Source organism: Geothrix sp. 21YS21S-2 (assembly GCF_030846775.1).
In the GTDB taxonomy this organism is placed as follows: Bacteria; Acidobacteriota; Holophagae; order Holophagales; family Holophagaceae; genus Mesoterricola.
The window spans coordinates 3,385,916-3,409,850 of sequence record NZ_CP132910.1 but is presented as its reverse complement, the minus strand read 5'-3'; the positions used below and the strand labels follow the sequence as shown (position 1 = coordinate 3,409,850).

Annotated in this window: 22 protein-coding genes; 9 read left to right on the top strand and 13 right to left on the bottom strand. The window is 70.0% G+C overall.

Annotated elements, in window-relative coordinates; all coding sequences use genetic code 11:
• Genes RAH40_RS14995 through RAH40_RS14975 form a run of 5 tightly spaced genes read right to left on the bottom strand, consistent with a single transcriptional unit; the run spans position 1 to position 6,739 of the window.
• Complete coding sequence (locus RAH40_RS14995; RefSeq protein ID WP_306598373.1) at positions 1-1,935, bottom strand: APC family permease; 1,935 nt, start codon at positions 1,933-1,935, stop codon at positions 1-3.
• Positions 1,936-1,973: 38 nt separating this feature from the next.
• Entirely contained in the window at positions 1,974-2,882 is a 909-nt protein-coding gene (locus RAH40_RS14990; RefSeq protein WP_306598372.1) for a hypothetical protein, read from the bottom strand.
• Complete coding sequence (locus RAH40_RS14985) at positions 2,882-5,581, bottom strand: patatin-like phospholipase family protein (protein ID WP_306598371.1); 2,700 nt, start codon at positions 5,579-5,581, stop codon at positions 2,882-2,884. The genes RAH40_RS14990 and RAH40_RS14985 overlap by 1 nt, the downstream gene beginning before the upstream one ends.
• Complete coding sequence (gene rph / locus RAH40_RS14980; RefSeq protein WP_373432530.1) at positions 5,578-6,306, bottom strand: ribonuclease PH; 729 nt, start codon at positions 6,304-6,306, stop codon at positions 5,578-5,580. Before rph ends, RAH40_RS14985 begins: the two co-directional genes overlap by 4 nt.
• A gap of 4 nt (positions 6,307-6,310) precedes the next feature.
• The gene (locus RAH40_RS14975; protein WP_306598370.1) at positions 6,311-6,739 is read right to left on the bottom strand and encodes an RpiB/LacA/LacB family sugar-phosphate isomerase; all 429 of its coding nucleotides are present in this window, start codon (positions 6,737-6,739) and stop codon (positions 6,311-6,313) included.
• A 30-nt stretch (positions 6,740-6,769) separates the two neighbouring features.
• Here RAH40_RS14975 and RAH40_RS14970 point away from each other — a divergent pair, with 30 nt between their 5' ends.
• The 6 genes from RAH40_RS14970 to RAH40_RS14945 all read left to right on the top strand — a co-directional run bounded on the left by RAH40_RS14970 (position 6,770) and on the right by RAH40_RS14945 (position 14,664).
• Entirely contained in the window at positions 6,770-9,982 is a 3,213-nt protein-coding gene (locus tag RAH40_RS14970; RefSeq protein ID WP_306598369.1) for a DEAD/DEAH box helicase, read from the top strand.
• Entirely contained in the window at positions 9,979-10,950 is a 972-nt protein-coding gene (locus RAH40_RS14965) for an SWIM zinc finger family protein (RefSeq protein ID WP_306598368.1), read from the top strand. Before RAH40_RS14970 ends, RAH40_RS14965 begins: the two co-directional genes overlap by 4 nt.
• 17 nt (positions 10,951-10,967) lie before the next feature.
• Positions 10,968-11,354, top strand: coding sequence for a RidA family protein (locus RAH40_RS14960; RefSeq protein WP_306598367.1), 387 nt, complete (start codon positions 10,968-10,970; stop codon positions 11,352-11,354).
• On the top strand, positions 11,347-12,330 hold the full coding sequence (locus RAH40_RS14955) for a PLP-dependent cysteine synthase family protein (RefSeq protein WP_306598366.1): 984 nt from the start codon (positions 11,347-11,349) through the stop codon (positions 12,328-12,330). Before RAH40_RS14960 ends, RAH40_RS14955 begins: the two co-directional genes overlap by 8 nt.
• 194 nt (positions 12,331-12,524) lie before the next feature.
• Complete coding sequence (locus RAH40_RS14950) at positions 12,525-12,767, top strand: hypothetical protein (protein WP_306602324.1); 243 nt, start codon at positions 12,525-12,527, stop codon at positions 12,765-12,767.
• On the top strand, positions 12,649-14,664 hold the full coding sequence (locus tag RAH40_RS14945) for an erythromycin esterase family protein (RefSeq protein WP_306598365.1): 2,016 nt from the start codon (positions 12,649-12,651) through the stop codon (positions 14,662-14,664). The genes RAH40_RS14950 and RAH40_RS14945 overlap by 119 nt, the downstream gene beginning before the upstream one ends.
• Here RAH40_RS14945 and RAH40_RS14940 read toward each other — a convergent pair.
• A complete protein-coding gene (locus RAH40_RS14940; RefSeq protein ID WP_306598364.1) occupies positions 14,609-15,394 on the bottom strand; it encodes a hypothetical protein in 786 nt (261 codons plus the stop codon). The two genes, RAH40_RS14945 and RAH40_RS14940, sit on opposite strands and share 56 nt — an antisense overlap.
• A 72-nt stretch (positions 15,395-15,466) precedes the next feature.
• Between RAH40_RS14940 and RAH40_RS14935 the strand changes: the two genes are divergently transcribed.
• Genes RAH40_RS14935 through RAH40_RS14925 form a run of 3 tightly spaced genes read left to right on the top strand, consistent with a single transcriptional unit; the run spans position 15,467 to position 17,473 of the window.
• Positions 15,467-16,240: a sulfite exporter TauE/SafE family protein gene (locus RAH40_RS14935; RefSeq protein WP_306598363.1), complete on the top strand. Its 774-nt coding sequence runs from the start codon at positions 15,467-15,469 to the stop codon at positions 16,238-16,240.
• Between the two features lie 16 nt (positions 16,241-16,256).
• Entirely contained in the window at positions 16,257-16,604 is a 348-nt protein-coding gene (locus RAH40_RS14930; RefSeq protein WP_306598362.1) for a hypothetical protein, read from the top strand.
• Complete coding sequence (locus RAH40_RS14925) at positions 16,604-17,473, top strand: carbohydrate kinase (RefSeq protein WP_306598361.1); 870 nt, start codon at positions 16,604-16,606, stop codon at positions 17,471-17,473. The genes RAH40_RS14930 and RAH40_RS14925 overlap by 1 nt, the downstream gene beginning before the upstream one ends.
• 5 nt (positions 17,474-17,478) lie before the next feature.
• Here RAH40_RS14925 and RAH40_RS14920 read toward each other — a convergent pair whose 3' ends face one another.
• The 7 genes from RAH40_RS14920 to RAH40_RS14890 all read right to left on the bottom strand — a co-directional run bounded on the left by RAH40_RS14920 (position 17,479) and on the right by RAH40_RS14890 (position 23,894).
• Positions 17,479-17,736: a DUF2442 domain-containing protein gene (locus RAH40_RS14920; RefSeq protein WP_306598360.1), complete on the bottom strand. Its 258-nt coding sequence runs from the start codon at positions 17,734-17,736 to the stop codon at positions 17,479-17,481.
• Positions 17,737-17,968: 232 nt separating this feature from the next.
• Complete coding sequence (gene queA, locus RAH40_RS14915) at positions 17,969-19,036, bottom strand: tRNA preQ1(34) S-adenosylmethionine ribosyltransferase-isomerase QueA (RefSeq protein ID WP_306598359.1); 1,068 nt, start codon at positions 19,034-19,036, stop codon at positions 17,969-17,971.
• The gene (locus tag RAH40_RS14910; RefSeq protein ID WP_306598358.1) at positions 19,033-20,850 is read right to left on the bottom strand and encodes an ABC transporter ATP-binding protein; all 1,818 of its coding nucleotides are present in this window, start codon (positions 20,848-20,850) and stop codon (positions 19,033-19,035) included. The genes queA and RAH40_RS14910 overlap by 4 nt, the downstream gene beginning before the upstream one ends.
• Before the next feature lie 18 nt (positions 20,851-20,868).
• Positions 20,869-21,693, bottom strand: coding sequence for a tetratricopeptide repeat protein (locus RAH40_RS14905; protein ID WP_306598357.1), 825 nt, complete (start codon positions 21,691-21,693; stop codon positions 20,869-20,871).
• Positions 21,690-22,367: a hypothetical protein gene (locus RAH40_RS14900; RefSeq protein ID WP_306598356.1), complete on the bottom strand. Its 678-nt coding sequence runs from the start codon at positions 22,365-22,367 to the stop codon at positions 21,690-21,692. The genes RAH40_RS14905 and RAH40_RS14900 overlap by 4 nt, the downstream gene beginning before the upstream one ends.
• Positions 22,351-22,923, bottom strand: coding sequence for an RNA polymerase sigma factor (locus tag RAH40_RS14895; protein ID WP_306598355.1), 573 nt, complete (start codon positions 22,921-22,923; stop codon positions 22,351-22,353). The genes RAH40_RS14900 and RAH40_RS14895 overlap by 17 nt, the downstream gene beginning before the upstream one ends.
• On the bottom strand, positions 22,920-23,894 hold the full coding sequence (locus RAH40_RS14890) for a hypothetical protein (protein WP_306598354.1): 975 nt from the start codon (positions 23,892-23,894) through the stop codon (positions 22,920-22,922). Before RAH40_RS14890 ends, RAH40_RS14895 begins: the two co-directional genes overlap by 4 nt.
• Between the last annotated feature and the right edge of the window lie 41 nt (positions 23,895-23,935).

Genomic DNA, 23,935 nt, shown 5'->3' with positions numbered 1-23,935 from the left:
CTACTCAGGCAGGTGCATCCGAACCGACGTCACGATCACCCCGGGGATCAGCATCAGCGAGGCCTTGATCCGGAAGGCCATCTGGTTGTGAAGGAGCCGCTGCCACCACTTGGACGTGACGTACTCCGGCAGGATCATGGTCAGGCACACCTCGGGTTCGGCGAGCTTGAAGCGCTTGACCTCCTCCAGGATCGGCTCAACCACCTTGCGGTAGGGGCTGGGCACGCTGCGCAGAGGCACACCCATGCCGTAGTACGCCCAGTCCGCGCGCAGCTTCTGGATGGCGGGGCTCTCGTGGAACCCGTCGGAGCCCAGGTCCACGGTGAGGGCCTCCACGCGGTCACCGGAGATGAGGCGGGCGTAGGAGAGCGCCTGCACCGTCCCCGCGTGCAGCCCGGACACCAGCACGATGGCGTGGTGCTTGGAGGGCAGGAAGGCGTCGGTGCGGCTCGCGGCCAGGGTCGACTTCACCCGGATGTAGTGGCGGTGGATGTTGAAGAAGGTCATGACCAGCAGCGGCACAAGGACGGTGACGATCCAGGCGCCGCCCGTGAACTTGGTGACCGCGATGTCGAGCATCACGATGCCCGCGGCGCAGGCGCCCACGCCGTTCACCGCGATCTTGGACTGCCAGTGGCGGCCGCGCTTGCGGTACCAGTGCACCACCATGCCGGTCTGGCTGATGGTGAAACCCAGGAAGACCCCCAGGGCGTACAGCGGCAGGAGCACGTCGGTGTTGGCGTGGAACAGCACCACCAGCCCCCCCGCCAGCACCGAGAGGATGAGGATGCCGTTGGAGAACACGAGCCTGTCGCCCATGCTCGTGAACTGGTTGGGCAGGAAGCCGTCCTTGGCCTGGAGCGCGGCCAGGCGCGGGAAGTCGGCGTAGGCGGTGTTGGCCGCCACCACGAGGATGGCGAAGGTGAAGCCCTGGACGACGTAGTAGTAGATCTTCGCAGGCAGCGACACCAGGACCCCGCCGGTGCCCAGCACCTGCCGCGAGAGGTTGGAGAGCAGCGTCTCCTGCACGAGCGTGGGGTCCGCGCTGTGGCGGTAGACCACGCCGTAGTGGTGGCTGAGGAGCGTGATGCCCATGAACATCGTTCCCAGCAGGAAGACCATCCAGATCATGGTCTTGGCGGCGTTCTGGCCGGGCGGGTCCCGGAACACCGGCACGCCGTTGGAGATGGCCTCGACGCCGGTGAGGGCGGTGCAGCCCGCGGAGTAGGCGCGCATGAAGACCCAAAGGAAGGCCAGCCCGGCCAGCCGCGGCGCCTGGTGTGCGGCGGCCTCCACATGCGCCGGAGCGAGTGCGGGGCCGAAGACCCAGCGCACGGTGCCGATGGCCAGCAGCCCCAGGATCGCGAGGAGGAACCCGTAGGTGGGGATGGAGAACAGCGTGCCGCTCTCCTTCACGCCCCGGAGGTTGGCCGTCGCGATGAACCCGATGGCCAGGAGCGTCAGGGAGACGTTGTACCCCTGGAGGGCCGGAATCGCGGCCGTGATGGCGGCGATGCCGGAGGAGACGGACACGGCCACCGTGAGGATGTAGTCCACCAGCAGGGATGCGCCCGCGGTCTGCGCGGCCATCTCGCCCAGGTTGTCCTTGGCTACGATGTACGCCCCGCCGCCGCCCGGATATTCGAGGATCGTCTGGCGGTAGCTGAAGGCCAGGATGATGAGCAGGGTCGTGATGCCCATGGCCACGGGCACCGACAGCCCGAACACGGCCGCCGCCGCGGCGCCGGCGATCACGGCGCCGCCGTGGCCCATGGCGGTGGAGAGGGAGGCCATGATCTCCTGCGTGGCGTACGCCACCGAGGACAGCGCGTCGGAGGAGAACACCGCGAGGGCGATCGGGTTGCTGATCCTGTTGTGGTGGGTCTCGTCGCTTGCCAGTCGGCGGCCGAGGAGGAGACGTCGAAAATCAGCCATAGTGCCCCGTGTGAGACTTCGCTTCCCTGGATTATGACTCAGGAACCCGCCCCGGAACCATCGGCGGATGGACGGAATCGCATGGCCTCCATCACGTGGACCTGGCCGTGCGCAACCGGCCAGAGCCAGCGCTGATGGAACTCCGCGGGCCTTCCGGGAAAGGCCCGGGCCACGTCCACCCCGCACAGGGGATCCTCCGCCTCCAGGGGGAGTTCCGACTCCAGCTGCGCGGTCCATGGCTCCGCGAGCGGGCCCAGCCGGAAGGGCGCCTCCCCGAAGAGCACGCCCCGGTCGTGCACCAGCCAGATATCCGCGCCGCTCCGCCCCAGGGCGGCCAGGAAGGAGCCCACCGCCCGGGCCGTCCAGGTCCGCAGCGCGGCCTCGAGGGGGTCCTCCTCCTCGTCCGTCCACGGGCTGGCGCCGCGGAAGGCCCGTTCCACGGTCCTCTGGGCCAGGACGCCGAACTGGCCCATCACGTTGGCGGCCAGGATCGTGCCGGGGCGGTGTTCCGCGATCCAGGCCCGCAGGGGCCTGGCGGCGGGGTCCAGGGTGCCCACCAGGCCCGCCAGGCGCCGCGAGGCGGCCCGGGTGGCCCGCACCCGCCCCGACCAGGGCTGGCGCGCGGTCCGCTGGGCGGTGGCCGCCAGTTCCTCCATTCCCCCCGTGAGGTCCTTGAACACCCACGGGGCCCAGCGCCTGTGCCGCACGAAGGTGAGCGCGCGGCTCCAGGGATCCGCGTCCCAGCCCACGGTCCCCGGCGGCGCCAGGAACCAGGGCACCTCCAGCCCCGAGCCCGCGCCCAGGATGAGCGCGGGCCCCCGCGCCTCCCGCAGGCCCTGGCCCAGGAAGGCCCGGGCGTGCTCCAGGTGCGGCGCCCACGCGCCCCGCTGCCGGGCCAGGAAGGCCCGCTGCTCCCGGGCCAGCGCCGACGCCAGCGTCCGGTCCATCACCGCTTCCAGATGTCGAAGGGCTGGGTTCCGATGAGGGCGTTGAAGGAGCCCGAGGAGGCCCCCCACCCCGGCCCCGGCCGGTACTGGCGCATGAACCCGTAGCTCAGCTCGACGTAGAACCGCGCGAAGATGGTGCGCACCACCGCCCCGGTGCCCAGGAGGCGACGGTCCCGGAACAGGTCCTGCGCGCCGCCCGAGGCCACCGCGTAGTCCACCCTGGGCACCACCTGGAAGGAGAGCCCGAAGGGCCCCGCCATGCGAAGGGGCACTCCGAGCCGCGCCACGCCGAAGCCCGGCGCCTGGAGGCCGAGGGCCTGGGAGCCCACCAGGAAGGACGTCCCGCCCAGGTTCCAGAACCGGTCCAGGGGCAGGTTGCGGCCGTAGCCCCACTCCAGGTCCAGGTCCAGCCCCAGGTTGGCGCTGGCGCGGGCGGAGCCGAAGGTGGTGAGGCCGCGTGCGCGAATGTAGCCGAAGCGGAAGGTGCTCGCGGGCAGCTGGTCGGGGAGGCATTCCCCCAGGCCGTAGCGGCCCCGCAGCAGCAGTCCCTCCCGGGGGAAGGTGTGCCGGTCGAAATTGTCCCATTCCGTGGAGAGCTCCAGGGTGCGCTGGTGCCGCAGGACCCGGGACCCTGCCCAGTCGCGGGTCGCCTCCCGCCAGGTGGTGGCCAGTCCCACCTTGCCCGTGCCCATGTTGCCGTAGCGCACGGAGCCGCCCACGCCCAGGTCCTGGGTGGCGACCACGGCGCCCACGGCGCCCGGGGCCAGTTCGGCGGAAGGGTAGTCCGGGGCCCGCTCGAGGCGCTGGCGGAAGGTGGAGGCCCAGAACTCCATTGCGAACCCGGGGAACGACAGGAATACCGGGCCCTGCAGGGCGAGGGAGGCCATCTGCTGGAGCCGGTTGCGCGCGCCGGAAAGCTCCCCTTCCACGCCGAACCCCCCGAAGTTCTCCGTGCGGTAGGTGAGGCCCGCGGCCGCGCCCAGGCTGGTTTCGTAGCCCAGGCTCAGGTCCATCGCCATGGCCTTGTGGTGGACGGGGGTCAGCTCCAGGTCGGCGTCGGGCGTTCCCGCGGCGGGCCGGATCTGGGCGCGCAGCTCGGACAGGTGGAGCCTGCGCTCGGCCAGGTCGATGTCGTTGCGCAGCCGCGTGGTGTGGACGATGTCGCCCTTGGCGTGGGCCAGGAGGCGCTGGAGGTACCGGGACTCGAAGTCGGCCCGCGCCCCGCGGACCAGGACCTCCCGGATGGCGGGCTCGTGGACCACCACGAGCAGCTCCCCGCTCGTCTCGTCGAATCCGGAACCCCGCACGTCCACCAGCGGCGTGCCGGCGGTGACCAGGTGGTGCACGAAGCCGCTGAGGAAGGTGCCGAAGGCCTCGGGATTGAAGGGTTCGCCGACGGTGAACTGGGCCCGGGCCGGATGTTCCAGGACCCGCACGAGGCGGGGGCTGCCCTGGACCGAGATCGAGCGGATGCGGCTGAAGGGCGTCACGTCGATGCGCAGGACCTCGCCGTCCACCCGGGCCGTGGCGTCCCTGGCCCAGCCGTGGAGCAGCAGCTGCTGCAGGGCCACCAGCACATCCTGGCGGTGCACGGGCAGTCCGGGCGGCAGGACCCGGGCCAGCATGGCCGAGGCGGCGGGTTCCAGGGGGCGGATGGTGTTGACGGCCACCGCCGACACAGGCAACCGGTCCCGGTCCCCCTCGAGCCCCAGCATCGCCTGCTTCAGGGCCGGCAGGCCGGCGTCGAAGGCGGTCCGGCCGGCCTGGATCATGGCGGGCAGCTGGCTCCCGTACTCCAGGAAGTCCGTGGTCTTCAGCTCGGGCCGCACGAGCACCGTCGCGGCCGCGCGGCTCTCCCACTGCCGGCGTTCGACCACCAGGTCGAGGCTGCGCGCGGCCAGGGAGAAGAAGTTCGTCACCGAGGCCTTCTGGAAGGGCATGCTCACGTCCACCGCGAGCACGACGTCGGGGTGGAAGATCCCCCGGGCCGTGAAGACCGGCAGGTTCTCCACCAGGGCCCCGTCCACGTAAGGCTGCCCGTCGATCACCACGGGACGGAAGGCCCCGGGCACGGCCATGGAGGCCCGCAGGACCTCCACCAGGTCGCCCCGCTCGAACACCTTCCCCCGGCCCGTCTCCAGGTTCGTGGCCACGACGCGCAGGGGGTGCTTGAGGCGGTCGTAGTCCCCTCCGGAGAAGTAGTCCGCGCGGGTCATGAGCCCTTCCAGCGTCTTTCGGATCTCGACGCCCTCCCGCAGCGCCAGGGCGAAGGACGGCGCCCCCTCCTCCAGGCGGAACGACATGAGGGTGCCGTTCTCGGCCTCGTCCTCCTGGAGGGTCCGGCCCAGGGTGCGCCCCAGCGGGTCCAGGAAGGACCGGTTGAAGTCCACCCGGGTGAAGAGCTCCTCGATCTCCCGCCCCGAGAAGCCCCCCGCCATCAGCGCGCCCATGAGGGCCCCGGCGCTGGTGCCCGTGATGCTGTCCACGGGCATGCCCACTTCCTCCATGCGCTCGACCACGCCGATGTGGGCCACGCCCCGGGCGCCGCCCCCGCTCAGCACCAGGGCCACGCGCGGGCGCCCCGGGAGCTCCACCTTCGGCGAGAAGGTGAAGACCATGTCGGGCGGAACGACCTTGACCTCGAACGCCCCCTGGGCGAAGGCCAGGGCGGGCGCCAGGAACGCCGCTCCGAGCCTCATCCCAGGGCGACGGCCTTGCGCTGGGCCTCCATGAGCGCGGCGCATCCCGTCAGCCCCAGGTCCAGGAGGGACGTGGCCTCGAGCCTGCTGAAGCTGCGGCCCTCCCCGGTGGACTGGAACTCCACCACGGCGAGTTCGCTCCCGGCGCCCGTGGGGCGCGAGGCAACCAGGTTGCAATCCACCGCGGCACGGTGGTCCTCCTCGTATTCCAGGTCCAGGATGAGCCCCTGGCGCAGGCCGGGGCACCCTTCCAGGATACCAACGCTGACGGCCGCCACCTGATGGATCAGCGCCTTTTCCAGGCCCCGGGCCTTGAGTGCCAGGGCCAGGGCGACCCAGGCGCCGGTGATGGAGGCGCAGCGCGTCCCGCCGTCGGCGTTGACCACGTCGCAGTCCAGGGTCAGCTGCACCTCTCCCAGGGCCGTGAGATCCACCGCCTGGCGCAGGCTCCGGCCGATGAGGCGCTGGATCTCCACGGTCCGGCCCTGCTGCCTCCCCTTGGCCGCCTCCCGCGCCGAGCGCGTGTGGGTGGCCCGGGGCAGCATCCCGTACTCGGAGGTGATCCAGCCCTTGCCCCTGCCCCGCATCCAGTCCGGCACGCGGTCCTCGAGGCTGGCCGAGCAGAGCACGTGCGTGTTCCCCAGGCGGACCAGGCAGGAACCCTCCGCATGGAGCTGGACGCCCGTCTCGAGCGTCAAAGGCCTTGATTCTTCTGGCATTCTCATCGTTCTAGGCTCCCGGTTCGATCTTTTTCACCCTAAATTCGTGCCTGCCCCCTTCAAAGGGGGTTTCCAGGAAGGTTTTGAGGTAGTATTCAGCTTGAAGCGGATCCGTCAGCCGCTGGCCGAAAGCGATGGCGTTTGCGTCATTGTGCATCCTGGCCAGCCTGGCGTGCTCGGGTGAAGTCACCAGGGCGCAACGGAGGCCCCTGTGGCGATTGGCTGAAATGCTGATGCCGATGCCGGACCCGCAGACCAGCACAAGGCGTTCCCACGAGTCCATACCTTCCGCAGCCCGGTGCGCGAAATCCGGATAATCCACAGAGGCATGGCCATAGGTTCCAAAGTCCACCGCCTCGTGTCCCTGGGCCAAGGCCCACGCCTTCAGGCGCTCCTTGAGGTCATAACCTGCATGATCGCTAGCAAAGCCGATTTTCATGATGCTTCTCCCATTATTGAGGGTAACTGAATGACCCGGCCCATCCTCCAGTATCGTCCACTGGACCGGGGTTTTCTCCTCTGCATGCCCGGGGAGGGCAGCAGCCAGGACTGGCAGCGGACCCTGAGGACCCTGCCCGGCAACCTCCACGGCCGCGACCGGCTGACGCCCGCCCGGGCGCGCCTTTTCCTGCCGGATTCCAGCCTGGTGGAGACCCACACCGTGCCCCTGCGCTGGCAGCGGGCCCTGCCCTGGCTGGCCTCCATGGCCACCGATCCGGAGAAGGTGGGCGGCAGCCTCGCCTTCTGGGCCTCCGCCCTGCGCCTCCTGCAGTCCATGGTCATGCGCGGCGCCCTGCTCCCCCAGCTGGACACCCGGGGCAACCCCTGGCGGGCCACCTGGGGCATCAGCCTCACCAGTCCCGCCGACCGCCAAGCCCTCGATGAGCTCCTCAAATCCATGCCCCCGTCGGTGCTCGCCTTCCCCGAGGACGACGGGTGGATCTTCACCAAGGGCCTGGCCCTGGGCACCCTCGAGACCGAGGACGTGGACGACGACCTGGCCCAGCCCCCCGCGGCGGCCTTCATCCTGAAGGCCTTCCTGGAGGACGGCGCCGACTTCCTGGTGCGCTTCGTGGCCGGCTCCCTGCGCCAGGGGGAGGACCCGCGCCTCGGGCTCATCCACCGGCTCCGGGGGCACAAGCGCGATCGCCTGCCCTGGGACGAGCGCCTCATGGTGGCCCTCAGCCACCCCATGAACGAGTTCCCCACCATCGGCGTCACCGAGCGCACCCTGGGCGAGCAGCTCGAGCAGTGGAGCGAGGGCGCGCGGGTCCAGTGGATCCGTCCCAGCCTGAAGCTGGAGGCGCCCCCGGTGCCCGCCGAGGTGGATGCCATCCAGGAGGCCGACCGTCTCTCCGAGGGCGGCTGGATCCTCCGGGTGGGCCTGGAGACCCAGGAGGAGGACTTCATCCCCGTGGCCCGCCTCTGGGAGCCTTCCGTGGAGCCCGAGGTGCTGGAGGCCCGCAAGGTCCTGCTGCGCGGCCTGGCCCGCGCCATGCCCTTCTTCCCGCCCCTGCAGGGGGCCCTCTCGGGCAAGCAGCCCGAGGATCTTCCGCTGCTGCCCACCGAGGCCTGGCAGTTCCTCACCCGGGGCGCCGCGCAGCTCAAGGAAGCCGGCTTCCTCGTGCACATCCCCGAGCAGCTCGCGGAATTCGGCGGGGCGAGGCGCCTGCGCGCCAAGGTCAAGCTGGGCGCCCGGCGCATCGAGGCCGCGGGCGACGAAGGCGCGGTGCAGGAAGGGCTGGACGGTTCCGTGTCCGCGGACTGGTCCCTCATGCTGGGCGACGACACCCTCGACCTGCAGGACTTCGCCCAGATGGCCAGCCTCAAGCATCCGCTGGTGGCCTGGAAGGGCAAGTGGGTCGCGCTCGACCCCGAGACCCTCAAGCAGATCACCCAGGTCATCCAGGCCAGCCGCGGCGCCGGCTTCGAGAGCATGAGCCGGGGCGAGGCCCTGGCCGCCGCGCTCACAGGCAGCGCCCACATCCCGGGCGTGTCCGAGGCCATCGAGGTGGAGGTGGCCGGCGACTTCGGCGCGGCCCTGGAGGACCTGAAGGTCCTGCCCGACAAGCCCATCTCCCAGCCCGCGGGCTTCAAGGGCATGCTCCGCCCCTACCAGCTCCGGGGTCTGGCGTGGCTGGAAGGCCTGTCCCGGCTGGGCCTGGGCGGCATCCTCGCCGACGACATGGGCCTGGGCAAGACCATCGAGGTCCTCGCCCTGCTCCTGCACCGCCAGCAGCAGGACCCCCACGTGGGCAACCCCACCCTCCTCATCTGCCCCACCTCCCTGCTGGGCAACTGGGAGCGGGAGATCGCCAAGTTCGCGCCCACCATCCCCTTCTTCGTGCACCACGGCAACAACCGGGACCGGCTGCCCAAGGTCTTCAGGCCCCACACCATCGTCCTGACCACCTACGGGGTGATCCGGCGGGAGGAGGAGGTCTTCGGCGCCCGGGCCTGGTCCATGGTCGTCGTCGACGAGGCCCAGGCCATCAAGAACGCCGGCTCCTACCAGGCCAAGGCCGTGCGCAAGCTGCGCGCGCCCTTCAAGCTGGCCCTCACCGGCACGCCCATCGAGAACCGCCTCCTGGAGCTCTGGTCGATCCTCGCCTTCGCGCTTCCCGGCTACCTGGGCAGCGAGTCCCGGTTCAAGGACCAGTTCGCCTCGCCCATCGAGAAGTACCGCGACGCCGACGCCGCCACCGAGCTGCGCCAGCGCGTGGGTCCTTTCATCCTGCGCCGGCTCAAGACCGACCGCTCCATCATCCAGGACCTGCCCGACAAGAACGAGATGAAGGTCTACACCCAGCTCACCCGGGAACAGGCCGCCCTCTACCAGGCCCGCGTGGACCAGATGGAGAAGGACCTGGAGGCCGCCAACGGCATCGAGCGCCGGGGCCGGATCCTCGCCCTTCTCACCCACCTCAAGCAGATCTGCAACCACCCCTCCCAGTTTCTCAAGCAGACCGGCCCCTACAAGGGCCGCAGCGGCAAGCTCGAGCGGCTCACCGACATGCTCGAGGAGGTGCTGGAGAGCGGGGAGAAGGCCCTGGTCTTCACCCAGTTCAAGGAGATGGGGGACCGCCTGCAGATCCACCTCAACGACGTCCTGGGCTTCGAACCCCCCTTCCTCCACGGCGGCTCCAGCCGCGAGCAGCGCGACGAGATGGTGCGCAGCTTCCAGGAGGACGAGGACGGCGCCAAGGTGATGCTCCTGAGCCTCAAGGCCGGCGGCGTGGGCCTCAACCTCACCGCGGCCACCCACGTCTTCCACTTCGACCGCTGGTGGAACCCGGCCGTGGAGGACCAGGCCACGGACCGCACCTACCGCATCGGGCAGACGCGCAACGTTCAGGTGCACAAGTTCATCACCATGGGCACCCTGGAGGAGAAGATCGACGGCATGCTGGAATCCAAGCGCGACCTCGCGGACCGCGTGGTGGGCACGGGCGAGGGCTGGCTCACGGAGCTGGACGACGACGCCCTGAGGCGGCTGGTGCTCCTGGAGCCCGACGCCGACATCATGGGCGAGGAGGAGGCCAACGGCAACGGCCACGCCGCCGCCGTCCTGCCTGAAGAGGACCCGTCCGAGGATGACGTCAACGACGTCCTCCCCGCGAAGTCCCGCACCCCGGTGAAACGCAAGCCCAAGCCCGCCCTCCGGAAGGGGGTGCTCTCATGAGCCAGATGAGCGAACGTTTCGGCACCACCTGGTGGGGCCGCCTCTGGATCACGGCCCTGGAGCAATTGGGCGACGACTTCGAGAACCGCCTCCCCCGCGGCAAGAAGTACGCCGAGGAGGGCGCCGTCAGCCACTTCACCGTGACCCCGGGCGAGATCCAGGCCAAGGTGCACGGCCGCAAGACCTACAACGTCACCCTCGGGCTGCCCGCGCTCTCCTCATCCCAGTGGGAGAAGGCCCTGGAGCGCATCTACGCCGAGAGCCGCTTCGTGGCCTCCCTCCTGGCCGGCGAGATGCCCCAGGGCCTGGACGAGACCTTCCGGGAATCCGGCGCAAGCCTCTACCCGCGGGTGCCCAAGGAGCTGCAGACCCACTGCGACTGCCCCGACTGGGCCAACCCCTGCAAGCACGTGGCGGCGGTGTGCTACATCATGGCCGAGGCCCTGGACCGCGATCCCTGGCTGCTCTTCGACCTGCGCGGGCGCACCCGCGAGGACGTGCTCGCGGCCCTCCAGGGGTACATGGACGCCGCCTCCGCCGAGCCCGCCCCCCGCAAGCGCGGCCGCCCCAAGAAGGTCGTCTCGGTGGTGGACCTGCTGCCCCGGCGCAACGAGATGGTCGAGCCCTGGCTGCGCATGTCCGACGAGGCCTTCGACACCCCGCCCGTGCCCATCCCCGAAGTGGCCCTGCCCCGGGCCATCCCCGCGGACCCCTCCGTGTTCATCCAGCTGGGCCCGCTGCCCCACGCCCGCATCGAGGCCAGCCTGTGCCTGGCGGCCCTCATGCACCGCACCGCCCAGGTAGTGCAGATCCAGATCGAGGAAGGGGTCGGGAACATGGAGGAGCCCGAGGCCCAGCCCGAGGCCGCCGCGGAACCCGCCGCATCCCCCTTCGAGTCCGCCATGCCCGCCCAGCCCAGTGCCAAACCTTGGCGCCACAGCAAGAAGCGTCGCTGGGGCAAGGGCTGAACCCCAAGGAGTCCGTCATGAAGACCGTCGCCACCCCCAACGCCCCCGGCGCCATCGGCCCCTACTCCCAGGCCTGCATCTCGGGAAACCTCCTGTTCACCGCCGGCCAGATCCCCCTGGTGCCCGGCAGCATGGAGCTGGTCACCGGCCCCATCGAGGCCCAGACCGGGCGCGTGGTGGCCAACCTCGCCGCCGTGCTCGAGGCCGCGGGCACCGACTGGTCCCATGTCCTCAAGACCACGGTCTTCCTCACGGACCTGGCCGAGTTCGGCGCCTTCAACGCCGTCTACGAGAAGCTTCTGGGCGGCGCCAAGCCCGCCCGCAGCACCGTGCAGGTCGCCGCCCTCCCCCGGGGCGCCAAGGTGGAGATCGAGCTGGTGGCGGAGATCCCCGCCGATGCGTGACAAGCGGGTCTACGACAGCCTCCTCGACGTCATCGGCAACACCCCCCTGGTGCGCCTGCGCCGCATCACGGCCGGGATGCCCTTCCCGGTGTGGGTCAAGCTCGAGTACCTGAACCCCATGGGCAGCAGCAAGGACCGCATCGCCAAGTACCTGGTGGAGCAGGCCGAGAAGGACGGGCGCCTCCAGCCGGGCGACGTGATCCTGGAGAACTCCTCGGGCAACACCGCCATGGGCCTGGCCCTGGCCGCCATCCAGAAGGGCTACACCCTCAAGGCCGTGGTGCGGGACCGCACCTCCAAGGAGAAGCTGGACCAGCTCACCGCCCTGGGCGTGGACGTGGTCCGGGTCGACACCAGCCTGCCCCCGGAGCATCCCGACAGCTACAACCTCATCACCCCCCGCCTGGCCCGGGAGACGCCGCACTGCTACTTCCCCGACCAGCACAACAACCGCGAGAACAACGAGGCCCACTACCTGGGCACCGGGCCCGAGGTGTGGGACCAGATGGACGGCAGGATCGACGTCTTCGTGGCCGGCATGGGCACCGGCGGCACCATCGGGGGCGTGGGCCGCTACCTGAAGGAGCGCAACCCCGCCGTCCGGATCGTGGCCGTGGACGTGGTGGGCTCGGTGTTCACGCCCTTCTTCAAGACAGGCGAACCCGGCAAGGCCGCCCCCTACCTCCTGGAAGGCCTGGGCGACGAGTTCCTCATCGGCTGCGCGGACTTCTCCGTGATCGACGAGATGGTCCAGGTGTCCGACCGGGATGCCTTCCTCGCCGCCCGGGAACTGGCCCGGACCGAGGGCCTCCTGGTGGGCGGCTCCAGCGGCGCCGTGATCCACGCCCTGCGCAGGATCGCGCCCACCCTGGCGCCCGATGCGCGGGTGGCCATCCTCTTCCCCGACAGCGCCTCGCGCTACCTGAGCACGATCTTCAACGACGACTGGATGCGCGAAAAGGGAATGCTGGACTGACGGAACCCGGGGAGGGAAGCCCCACCGGGGAACCTGCCCCGGCCTCCAGGACACTCCTTCCTGGACGGAATTCGGCCCGGCTTCAGCAAGCCGGCCGCTGATTCCGCCCTTCCCTGAAAGGAGACGCCATGAGAACCGTTTCACCCTCCTTGCCGCGCATTGACGATTCCGTGCTCGATGGGGTCACCGGAGGAATGATCTCCCGGTTTCCCTGGAATTCCCTTGTCCGGACCACGCATCTCAACAGGGATGATGACCCCTACCTTCGTCCCGGGGGCATCCGCGACCAGCAATTGGCCGCCGGGCAGGCCAGGTTCGATGCCCTGGTCAAGGCGAACCCCGGAATCCTGGGACCTCCCGACCCGAACCACAGCGTCCACATGCTCCAGCATCGGCTGGCCACCGGCTACGGGAAGCCCCACGTGGTCCGCAACTGATCACCGCTGCCGGCTGTCTGTGAACGCGAGGCGGCATCCCGGGCTGGCCCTGGCTGCGATCCTCTGCTGGCTTCTGGGCGGAAGCCTCTCCTGCCGCCCGGTGACGGGGGTGGTGGAGGGTCAGGTACTCGACCCTTCCGGCAAACCTGAACCGGGTGCCGCGGTCGCAGTCTTTCCGCTTGATCCGGTAGAGGGCTGGAGCGGCTTCGAAAGGGTGGCCTGGCAGCGGACGGATCGGCGGGGCCGCTTCCGCTTCTCGCTGCCGCCGGGTCCTCACGGCCTTTCGGTGAGCCATCCGGCCTTCATCGGTGCCAATGTGAGCCGGTTCTCCGTGGACCCGGGTTCCACCTACACCCTGCCTTTCCCGCTCCAGCTGCAGGGCGGCGGGTCCCCTTTGCGCGGCGAGATCCGGGACCTCGGGGGCCACCCCCTGGACGGTATCCTGGGGCTTGTGCCTCCCCTGGGGGGTCCCCTCCTGACGGCCGCTTCGGTCCGTCTGGTCCGGATCCGAGATGGCCGCTACGAGGTCGCGGTTGCCCCCGGGACGTATTTCTTCCTTCCGTGGGCGAAGGGGCTGATGCACCCGGGCGAGTGGCTTGAGGCTGGACGGGTGCCCCAGGACCGGAACGCAGTGCTCGTTCCGGAGCCGTCACCCGCCCCGCGGAAAACGGTGGGCTGGCTTCAGGCCCAGGCCGTCCCGCTGGAAACCGGGGACCCAGGCCGCCTGGACGGTTTGCTGAGGTCCGGCGCCGTGCTGGGCCTGGGGGAGGCCACGCACGGGTCCAGGGAATTCCGCCAGATCGTCCACGAGGTGATCCAGTGCCTTGGCGGTCGCGGAGAACCCCGGGCCATCGCGCTGGAGCTTTCCCCCAGCGATGGCTTCACGCTCGATGCCTTCATCCAGGGCGAAGAATCCGAATCCGTCCAGGCCCTTCCCCTTGCCTACCGTACCGGCGAGATCCGGGACCTGCTCCAGTGGCTGCGCCGTTTCAACGGCCCCAGGCCGCGGGATTCGAGATTCAGGATCTACGGGATCGATCCGGCCGATCCTGGACCCGCCTATCGCTGGGCCCTCACCTTCTTTCGCCGGCATGATCCCAGGACCGCGTCCCACTTCCAGAGGGTACTCGGGGACCTCGGTTCTGCCCGGGAGGCTGGCTTTCCGGGCGATCAGGCCCGGGCCGACCGGTGGCGGGCCGCCCTGGAGCTTCTTCAACGGCGGCTCGACGCGCTGACCACGGCCCTGGACTCCCGGTCCCTGGAAAGGCAGCGGCGGTCGCTGGTGGCGCTGGGCCAATTCATTCCACTGGCTGTGGATCTGACGGGCGGGTCCCGGGCCCGGGAGCTGGCCATGGCCGAAAATGTCCGGTGGGTCCTGCGGCAGGAAGGCGTTCGAGGCCGCGTGCTGGTTTTCGCCCACTGCGGCCACGTCGCCAGATCCCTCCGGAACTCGATGGGATGGCCCACCATGGGCTGGCATCTCGCGCAGGAACTCGGGGCCGACTACGTACCCGTCGCGATGACCTTCCGGCGCGGCGGGTTCATGGCCCTGGAGGCCGGCCGGGAAGATCCGGCCTGGGTCCCCTTCGAGGTGGGTCCGGACCCCCGGGCCACCCTGGACGAAGCCCTGGGATCCACCGGCCTGCCGCGGCTCCTCCTCGACCTGCGCCCTGGCCGGCCCCAGGGAGAGACTCGACGCTGGCTGGATTCGCCCCAAGGCGTCCGTTTCATACCCCTGTGCTTCGACCCTTCCCGCCCGCACGCCCTTGCCATCAACGCCCCCGAAGAACTGGACGCCCTGATCTTCCTGGAACGCATCCACCCCTCCCAGCCTTGGGCCGCTAGCTCTCCTCGCCCCGGTTCTCCCGGTGCTTTCCCCGTGCCGGGGGCCTGGTGATCAGCTTCTGGCTGTCCGGCGGCGACGGCAGGTCCGGCAGGGACAGCGGCGACAGCAGGTTGTCCCCCACAACCTTCCAGGCCCGGGCCTGCTTGGGGAGCCGCTCGGGCTGCATCACTTCCCAGCCCTGGGCGTAGGACACGAAGCTCGGCATCACCAGCGCGAAGCCGGTGTAGAGGAAGGCGGGGTAGCGCAGCCACTCCTCCTGCTGGTCGGGCCCGGCCATGGGCACGGCGAAAAGGGGGTGGAGGCCGCCGTTGATCCAGAAGCCCGTGGGGGGATCGTGGCGGGGATACACGAAGATGCGCCGGCGGTGCATGAGGGTGTTGATGCCCACCCGGTAGGTGTCCATGGGCTGGATCCCGGTGCCCTCCAGGGAGGGGCCCCAGCTGCGCTCGGGGTGGCCCACCACCTGGATGACCTCCCGCCCGTGGTTGCCCAGCTTGCGGAAGAGGAGGCGCAGCTCCTCGGCCTCGTCCTCCTCCAGATGGCCCTGGTTGGGCTTGATGTCGCCCAGGATGGCCACCCGCTTGGGCTTGAAGTCCTCCAGCAGGCCCAGGAGACGTTCCCAGATCTCGTGCTGCTGGCCGTTGGGCAGGGCATCCGGACGTTTCCTCCGCCCGGCGCCCAGGCCCAGGAACAGGTCGGCGATGACCAGGGTCTCCTGGCGGGGCATCAGGATGGCGCGGCGGCTGTCGAGGATCACATCTTCGGAGAACTTGATCTGCATGGGGCTGTCATTCCAATCCATTCCATTGGAACATGACCGGCCCCCATTTAGAGTGGTGAAGGAGGCATTCGCATGACGGCACCCCTGGTACTTGCCGCGGGATCCATGGCCGCGGGCCTCTGCGGCGGAATCCTCTCCGGCCTCTTCGGCATCGGCGGGGGCATCATCCTCATCCCCATGCTGGGGCTCCTGCTGGGCCTGTCCCAGCACCAGGCCCAGGGGGTGACCCTGGCGGCCATGCTCCTGCCCAACGGCCTGCCCGCGGTGCTCCACTTCCGCCAGCGGGGCATCCGCATCCACTGGCCCCTGGTGGGCTGCCTCACCGCAGCCTTCCTCCCCGGGGTCTGGAGCGGGGCCCGGCTCGCCTCCCATATCCCCGACGGCCCCCTGCGCACCGTGTTCGGCGTCTTCCTGGCCATCCTGGCCGTGCGCACCTGGCTCCAGAAGCCCCTGGCGCCCGGACGGGAGACGCGGGTCCCCACGGCGCGGGAGATGGTCCTGCCCGGCCTGGGCATCGGCCTCGCGGCGGGCCTGCTCTCGGGCCTCCTGGGCATCGGGGGCGGCATCGTCATCATCCCCTTCCTGGTGTGGAGCCTGGACCTCCCCCAGCACGAGGCCCAGGCGGCTTGCCTGGCCTTCATGCTCGCCCCCATCGGCCTGCCCGGGGTCATCGTCTACGCCCGGCACCAGGGCGGCCTGCCCTGGCTCATCATGGCCGGCGTGGCTGTCGGCTTCCTGTTCGGCGCCTACGGCGGCGCCCGCATTGCCACCCGCCTGAACGCCCCCAGGCTCCGCAAGGGCTTCGCCATCCTCATGGCCTGCGTGGCCCTGCTGATGCTATTTTAAGTCCGGAGGTCGCTACGTGTCCCTTGAGTCCCCTGCCCCCCTTTACACGGGCGACCGCCTGAGGGATCTCATCCTCTGCTACGCCGGACCCTGGGCCTTCCTGCCCTACCTTCGGCGCAGGGATGACGAGGAGCTCCTGTGGCACTCCCGCCAGGGCGTGCTGCTGGCCTTCACCGAGGTGAGCCTGGCCCTGGCCCTGGCGATCATGGGCCTGTTCCCCCTGCTGGGGTGGGTGTTCCTGCGGTTCTTCCTGCCCGTGTGGCTCATGTGGTGCCTGGCCATGTCCGTCATCTCCGTGCTGCAGGCCTGCAAGGGCAAGCGCCACAAGATCCCCGTCCTCCACCAGTTCATGGACTACCTTTGATGGCACCGCGGGTCGTCGGCATCGGCGAGCTGCTGTGGGACATCTACCCTGGCGGGCGGCGCCTGGGCGGCGCCCCCGCCAACTTCGCCTGCCACGCCTCCCGCCTGGGCTGCGCCGGGTCGGTGGTGAGCCGCGTGGGGGACGACGCCCTGGGCCGCGAAGCCCTGGAGCGCCTCCGGTCCCTGGGCGTGGACGGCGGCCCCGTGCAGGTGGACCCCGCGCTCCCCACCGGCACCGTGGCGGTCGCCCTGGATCCCCATGGCCATCCCACCTACGCCATCCACCCGGACGTGGCCTGGGACGCCCTGGCCTGGACGCCGGACCTGGGCCAGGTGGCCGCCGGGGCCGCCGCCATCTGCTTCGGGACCCTGGCCTCCCGGGGCCCCCGCACCCTGGACACCGTGCGCCGCTTCCTGGCCGCCGCGTCCCCGGGCTGCCTGCGCATCTTCGACGTGAACCTCCGCCAGGACTACCACAGCCCCGAGCGGGTGCGCGCCTTCCTGGGCCTCTGCGACGTCCTGAAACTCAACGAGGACGAACTGCCCCTGGTGGCCGACATGTGCGGCGCCGGCGGAGCCGAGGGCCTGCGCAGGCGGTACGGCCTCAAACTCGTGGCCCTCACCCTCGGTTCCAGGGGCAGCGAGCTCCATGCCGGGGGCGCCCCCCTGGTGGAACCCGGCGTGAAGGTGGAGGTGGTGGACACCGTGGGCGCCGGCGACGCCTTCACCGCCGCCCTGGCGGCGGGCCTGGTCCAGGGACTTCCGCTTCCCGCCGTCCACCGGCGCGCCGCGCAGCTGTCCGCCTACGTGTGCACCCAGCCGGGGGCCACGCCGGACACCCGCGCCTTCCTGGCATCCTTACCCGATTAAGGTTTTCAGCAGATCTTCGCGTCCCGCAGCAGGTCGGAGGGCCGGAGCGCCTCCTCCAGCCGGGGCCAGTGGATCATCTGCCCGCCACCCAGGAGCCGCACCTTCTTCAGATCCTCTTCCTTGCCCCAGGCCAGCTGGGGGTAGAACGAAATGGGCACCGACGCGGTACGGCCATCCTCGGTCTCGAGCTGGATGCGGCCGGCCTCCACCCATACGCGGCGAGCCTTGGTATCCAGGGCTTTTACGGTGTTCATGATGTCCATGAATTTCACCTCTTCCACATCCATCGTAGCTTGCCCGGCACGCCCGATTGCCACGTCCGTGTGTAAATCAAACCTAAATGCAATAATAAAGATACTTATTTAATGTTTTTTCGGCGGACCTCGGCCCCTCGGCGGCCTCGGCGATGCGCTTCGTTCCCTGGACCTCCGGCGCTGCAGTCGGATGCGCCGAAAGGGCTTGAAACAGAACGCATCGCCGAGGTCCCCCGAGGAATTAGCGTTCGGGTCTCGCGTTCAAGATGAGCATCGCATCGCCGTAGCTGAAGAACCGGTACCGCTCCCGGATGGCCTCCCGGTAGGCCTCCTGCGCGAAATCCACGCCCAGAAGCGCCGAGACCAGCACGAACAAGGTGCTCTCAGGCAGGTGGAAGTTCGTGAGCAGCAGGTCCGCGGTCCGCAGGCGGCAGCCGGGCTGGATGAAGATGCGGGTCGAGCCGGAACGCCGCAGGGACGAACCGTCCCAGGCGGCCTCCAGGGTCCGCAGGCTGGTGGTGCCCACCGCCAGCAGGGACCGGGCCCGCTCCCGCAGCACCGGTTCCAGCAGGGCCGCGGTGGCCTCGGGAACCTCGTAGCGCTCCTCGTGCATGACGTGGTCGCCCAGATCCTCGGCCGTCATGGGGCGGAAGGTGCCCAGGCCCACGTGGAGGCGCACCGGGCTCCAGAGGCAGCCCCGGGCCTCCAGGGCGCCGATGAGCTCCTCCGTGAAGTGCAGGCCGGCGGTGGGCGCGGCCACGGCCTCGCCGTCCCGGGCGTGGAAGACCGTCTGGTAGCGGCCCTCGTCCTCGGCGTCCGCGGGGTGGGTGATGTAGGGCGGCAGGGGCAGGCGGCCGATGGCGTCCACCGCGTCCCAGTCCAGCTCTCCGCCGCCGGGTCCCAGGACCCGCACCCGGCGCAGCCCCTCCTCCAGGGCCTCCTCCACGCGCACTTCCGCCAGCACCTGGCCCGCGGCGTCCACCACGTGGGCGGCCTTGCCGGGCTTGAGGCGCGCCCCGGGCCGCACCAGGGCCTCGAAGCAGCCGCCCGGCAGAGCGCGCAGCAGCAGGGCCTCCCCCTCGCCGCCCCCGGCCCGCCGAAGCGGCAGCCGGGCATGGCGCACCTTCACGTCGTTGGGCACGCAGAGGGTCCCCTCCGGCACCAGGCCGGGCAGGTCGCGGATGGACCGGTGCTGGAGCGTCCGGGTGACCGGGTCCGCCACCAGGAGCCGCGCGCCGTCCCTCGCGGGCGCGGGATGCTGGGCGATGAGCTCCGGGGGGAGGTCGAAGTGGAAGTCCGAGCGCTTCATGGGTGGAACTGGAGCGTGTAGAGCCGCTCGTACTCCCCGTGCAGGGCCAGCAGCTCCTCGTGGGTGCCCATCTCGGCGATCTCCCCCTGGCGCAGGACGCAGATCCGGGTGGCCCGCTGGATGGTGGAGAGGCGGTGGGCGATGACGAGGGTGGTGCGGTCGCGCATGAGCACCTCCAGGGCGTCCTGCACGGCGCGCTCGCTTTCGGTGTCCAGGGCGCTGGTGGCCTCGTCCAGGATGAGGATGGGGGGATCCTGGAGCAGGGCCCGGGCGATGGCCAGGCGCTGGCGCTGGCCGCCCGAGAGGGTCGAGCCCGTCTCCGCCAGGGGGGTGTCGTAGCCCCTGGGCAGGGCCGTGACGAAGTCGTGGGCGTGGGCCTTCTTCGCCGCCTCCACCACCGCTTCGCGCGTGGCGTCCTTGCCGTAGGCGATGTTGTCGTGCACCGAGTCCATGAAGAGCAGGGTCTCCTGGGTGACGATGCCGATGCGCTGGCGCAGCTCCCGGGGGTCGAAGTCCCGCAGGTCCGTGCCGTCCAGGGTCACCCGGCCCCCGGTGGGATCGAAGAAGCGCGGCACCAGGTTGACCACGGTGGTCTTGCCGCCGCCGGAGCCGCCCACCAGGGCCACGGTCTCGCCCTTGGCCACCTGGAGGTTGATGCCCTTGAGCACCTCGTTGCGCCCGTTCTTCCCCTCGTAGGTGAAGCGTACGTCCTCGAAGGCCAGGCGTTCGGGCACGACCGGCACCGGCCGGGGGTTGGCCGGGGCGGCCATTTCCGTTTCCCGGTCCAGCACGCTGTAGACCCGGTCCAGGCTGGCCTGGGCCACCTGGATGTCGCTGTTGAGCTTGGTGAGCCGCCGGATGGGGTCGTAGAAGCTGTAGAGGGCCAGGACGTAGGTGAGGAAATCGGGGCCGCTCATGCGCCCGGAGCGCACCTGTCCGGTGGCGTACATGAATAGAAGGGCCAGGAGCACCCCCCCCACCAGTTCCATGATGGGGTGGGAGATGGCCGAGACCCGGGCGGATTTCATGCCCAGGCGGAACAGTTCGTTGTTCAGGTCGTGGAACCGGGCCTCCTCGAAGGGCTCCCGCGCGAAACCCAGCACCACCCGGATGTTGCTGAAGACCTCCTTGAGCCGCTGGAGGACGTGGCTGGAGGCCTCCATGTTCCGGTGGTTGATCCTGCGGATCTTCTGGCTGAGTTTCTTGATGGGCAGGACCACCAGGGGCCCGGCGATGAAGATGGTGAGGCTCAGCTGCCAGTTCAGGTACATCACGTAGCCCAGCATGACCAGGGCCTGGGTGATCTCCCGGGTGGCGTCCGCCAGCTGGTTGGAGGCGATGCCCTGGACGGCCCCCACGTCGCTGATGCAGCGCTGGAGGAGCTCCCCCACCGGGTGGCGCTGGAAATAGGCAGGCTCCTGTTTCAGCAGCTTGGCGAAGAGCCGCTCCCGCAGCGAGATGGTGGCCCGGATGCCGGAGCGGACCATCAGGAGGGTGCCGCTGTACGTGAAAAAGCCCTTGAGGATGAAGACGAGTACCAGGAGGGCGGGCAGGAGCCAGATCTTCTCCTGGAAAAGCGCCTCGGAAGGCAGGTGCGCCAGGGCCCAGGCCTTGAGTTCAGCCAGCAGCCTGAACCTGGACACGCTGGAGGAGGGGTCCTCCTTGACGCCCATGAGGAAGCGGAAGATGAGGTTGGTGATCCCGATCATGGCCCCCTGGCAGGACCCCGCCAGGGTCAGCAGCAGGGATCCCCCCACCATCAGGGGCAGGAAGCGCTTCAGGTGTTCGCGGTAGAACCGGGCAAAGTTCGACATCCAACTACTCTACCAGCCCTACTCCACCGTCACCTGCACGCTGCTCTTGGCGTCGTCAACCGACAGGAGCACGCTCCCCTTGGGCATGGAGGCGGCCTGGTCCGTGATCCCCTCCAGTTCGAAACCCTTCGCGCGGGCCTGGCGGATCTGGGCGTCGGTGAGGTAGTTCCCCACGGCCCGGGCCAGGGTGAGGGCCAGGCGGATGGTGACCGTGTCGGGCTTGCCGGCCTCCTTGATGCGGATGACCAGGAAGCGGGCCTGGCGGTCCGGGGGCGCCACGGCCTTCAGGCCCATGACGGTGAGGGCGGAGGCGCAGGCGTCGGCGTAGCCCGGAATCTGGAGCCCCTTGCGCAGGCCCTCGGCCGCCCGGGGATCGCAGACCTTGGCCAGCTGGAGGGCGGCAGCCACCTGCACATCCACGGAAGGGTCCTTCAGGGCCTCCAGGAGCCCGGGCGTGGCCCGGGGCTGCTGCCCCTGGCGGATGCCCCAGCAGCGCACGCGGTTCATGCGGGCCTCCTTGCCCAGGAGCCGCTGGTCGGGGTGGGCCTCCAGGAAGGCGGTGTAGGCGTCGGCGGCCTCGTCCCAGCGCTGGTCGGATTCCAGCGAAGCGGCCAGCCAGAACCGCGCCTCGGGCCCCCGGGGGGAGTCCGCATGGGCCGCCAGGAACTTCCGGTACACCGCCGCGGCCTCGAACCAGCGCTGCGCATACCTGAGGTTCTTGGCCTCGCGCAGGAGCGCGTCGGCCGGACCCTCCCGCGGGCCCGTCCAGGCCGCGGAGGGTTCGGGGGCGGGATCCGGCGCGGGGCCGGCCAGCAGAGCCAAGGCCAGGACCAGCGGGATCAAATCGACCCTCCCTTGAGCAGCCGGCTGAGCCGCTGGGCTTCGTCCTCAAGGCCGTGCGTGTCCGCCCACTGCCTGAGTTCCTGGGCCCGCTGGGGGTCCATGCAGGGATCCTCCAGGGAGAGCTCCCGCAGCCAGGCGTGCAGGTCCTCCCGCACCGCCTCGGCCTCGGGGGCCGGCGCGAGCTGGGAGGAGAGGCCGTGGCTGGACTGGAGCAGGGCCAGGGCGATCTCGCGCTCGGCGGCGCGGTCCTCGGTGTTCTTCCTCTCGCAGGCCTTGGGGTTCTTGGTGAAATCCTGGATGAGGGTGGAGGACTGCTGGAAGAAGGCTGCCCAGAGCCGGTCCTGGGCCCGCTTCTGGGCCAGGTCCTGGATGCGGGCCTGGTCCTTGGCCACCACGGCCATCTCCCGGGCGTTCACGGCGTGGTACGCCAGGGGCAGGGCCACCAGCACGGCCGCCGCGGCGGACATGAGCCAGGGGAAGCGGCGGATCAGGGGCACGGGGGCGGGAGCGCCCTCCGCGGCCTGGGCGGCGACACCCGCCCCCAGGAGGGCGAGGTGGATTTCCAGGAGGCTGGCCAGGCGGGCCTGGGTCTCCGGGTCGTCGGGCCAGAGCTCGGGCTGTTCGAGGATCTCGAAGGCCCTTTCGTCGCTCAGGATCTCAGGTTCGGGTTTCATGGGTCACTTCCAGGTTCTTTCTCAATTTGGCGAGGCTTTGGAACAGGGTGGCCTTCACGGTGCCCTCGGCGCAGCCCAGGTCGTCCGCGATCCGCTTCACGGGGTGCTCGTGGACGTAGTAGGCCAGGACCATGGTCCGCTGCCGAGGGGTCAGGCCCTCCAGGGCCTGTCGCAGGCTCCGGATCCGCCGGCTCTGGTCGACCGTGTCCCAAGGTGCGGGCTGGTGGGGGTCGGGTGCGTCAAAGGTCTCGGGCGGGGGCAGCTCCCGACCTCGTTTACGGAGATGGTCCGTCGCCGCATTAGCCGCCAGGGTGAAAATCCACGCGGCGACCGGCCGGCCCTCCTCGAAACGTTGGCAATGCTGGAGACATTTGAGGAAGACATCCTGGGTGAGCTCCTGCACGACCCCCGTCTCCCCCCCCAGGCGGCGGTACAGGAAGGCGAAGACCGGCTTCTCGAAGCGGGTCATGAGGTGGGCCAGGGCCTCCTCCTGTCCGGCCTTGAGGCGCATCATCCAGAATTCCGGAGGGCGCTCTTCCAGGACCGCTCCGGTCATGGCCGGTGCACCAGGCTGGAGAGCCCGGGCTGGGAGAGCTTGGCCAGGGCCTGGTTGATCTGCTCGCCCGTGAGCTGGCAGCGCAGGCCGATGCGTTTTCGTTCCTGAAGGATCTCGGGGGCCTGCCCGGCCTGGCCCCCCTGGAGGCTGGAGGCGGCGGCCATGAAGCGCTGGACCCAGGGCGCCACCTGCACGATGCCCTCGGGGGAGCCCGTGATGGCCAGCTCGAAGCGGTGGAGGCCATTCTTGCCGCCCTCGCCGGGCGTCACGCTCCAGGCGAGCGCCTCGATCCCCTGGGGCAGGTTCCGGGCCAGTTCGGGAGGCACGTTGCCGGAGAGACCGTCCAGGAGGGCCTGGGTGCGGATGAACCCCTGGAAGGGGGCCCCGGCGTTGACCCATTCCGCTGCGTTCGGGACCGGATGGCGGGGCGGGAACGTGCCCGCGTCCAGCTTGGCCAGCGAGCGCAGTTCCCCGAGCCAGATGCGGCCGGCCGGATCGGCCACGGCCCGGATGTGGTACTGGTTGATGTCCAGGATGACGTAGATGGGCAGTTCCTTCTTCCTCACCGGGAGGGACCCCTCGGCGGGGAAGGCCTCGGCGATGGCCATCTGCACGGCCCGCTGGTCCTTGAAGCCGCCCAGCTGGATGAGGAAGTCCGGCGGCGTCTTGCCGTCGGGGAAGCCCATCACATAGAAGTTGATGCGGCCGGATTCCTGGTGGGGGTTGATGCGGGCCTTCTTGAGGAAGAGGTCGAGGGTCTGGTCGGCGTAGGGGAACTTCGCCAGGTAGGTCTGGAAGCTCCGCTGTTCCAGAAGCCAGCCCGCCTGGCCGGACAGGGCCATCACCGAACCGGCCGGGGCGGAGGCGACCCAATCGGGCCCCGCGGAGCGCTGCCGGCCGCAGGCGAGCGCCACGACCAGGACCATGGCTCCGCCCAGGGTGGCACCGGGGATGCGGCGGGGCAGGTTCATGGATTCTCCGTTCGTCTTGGCTACGCCTGCCGGGGGGAATC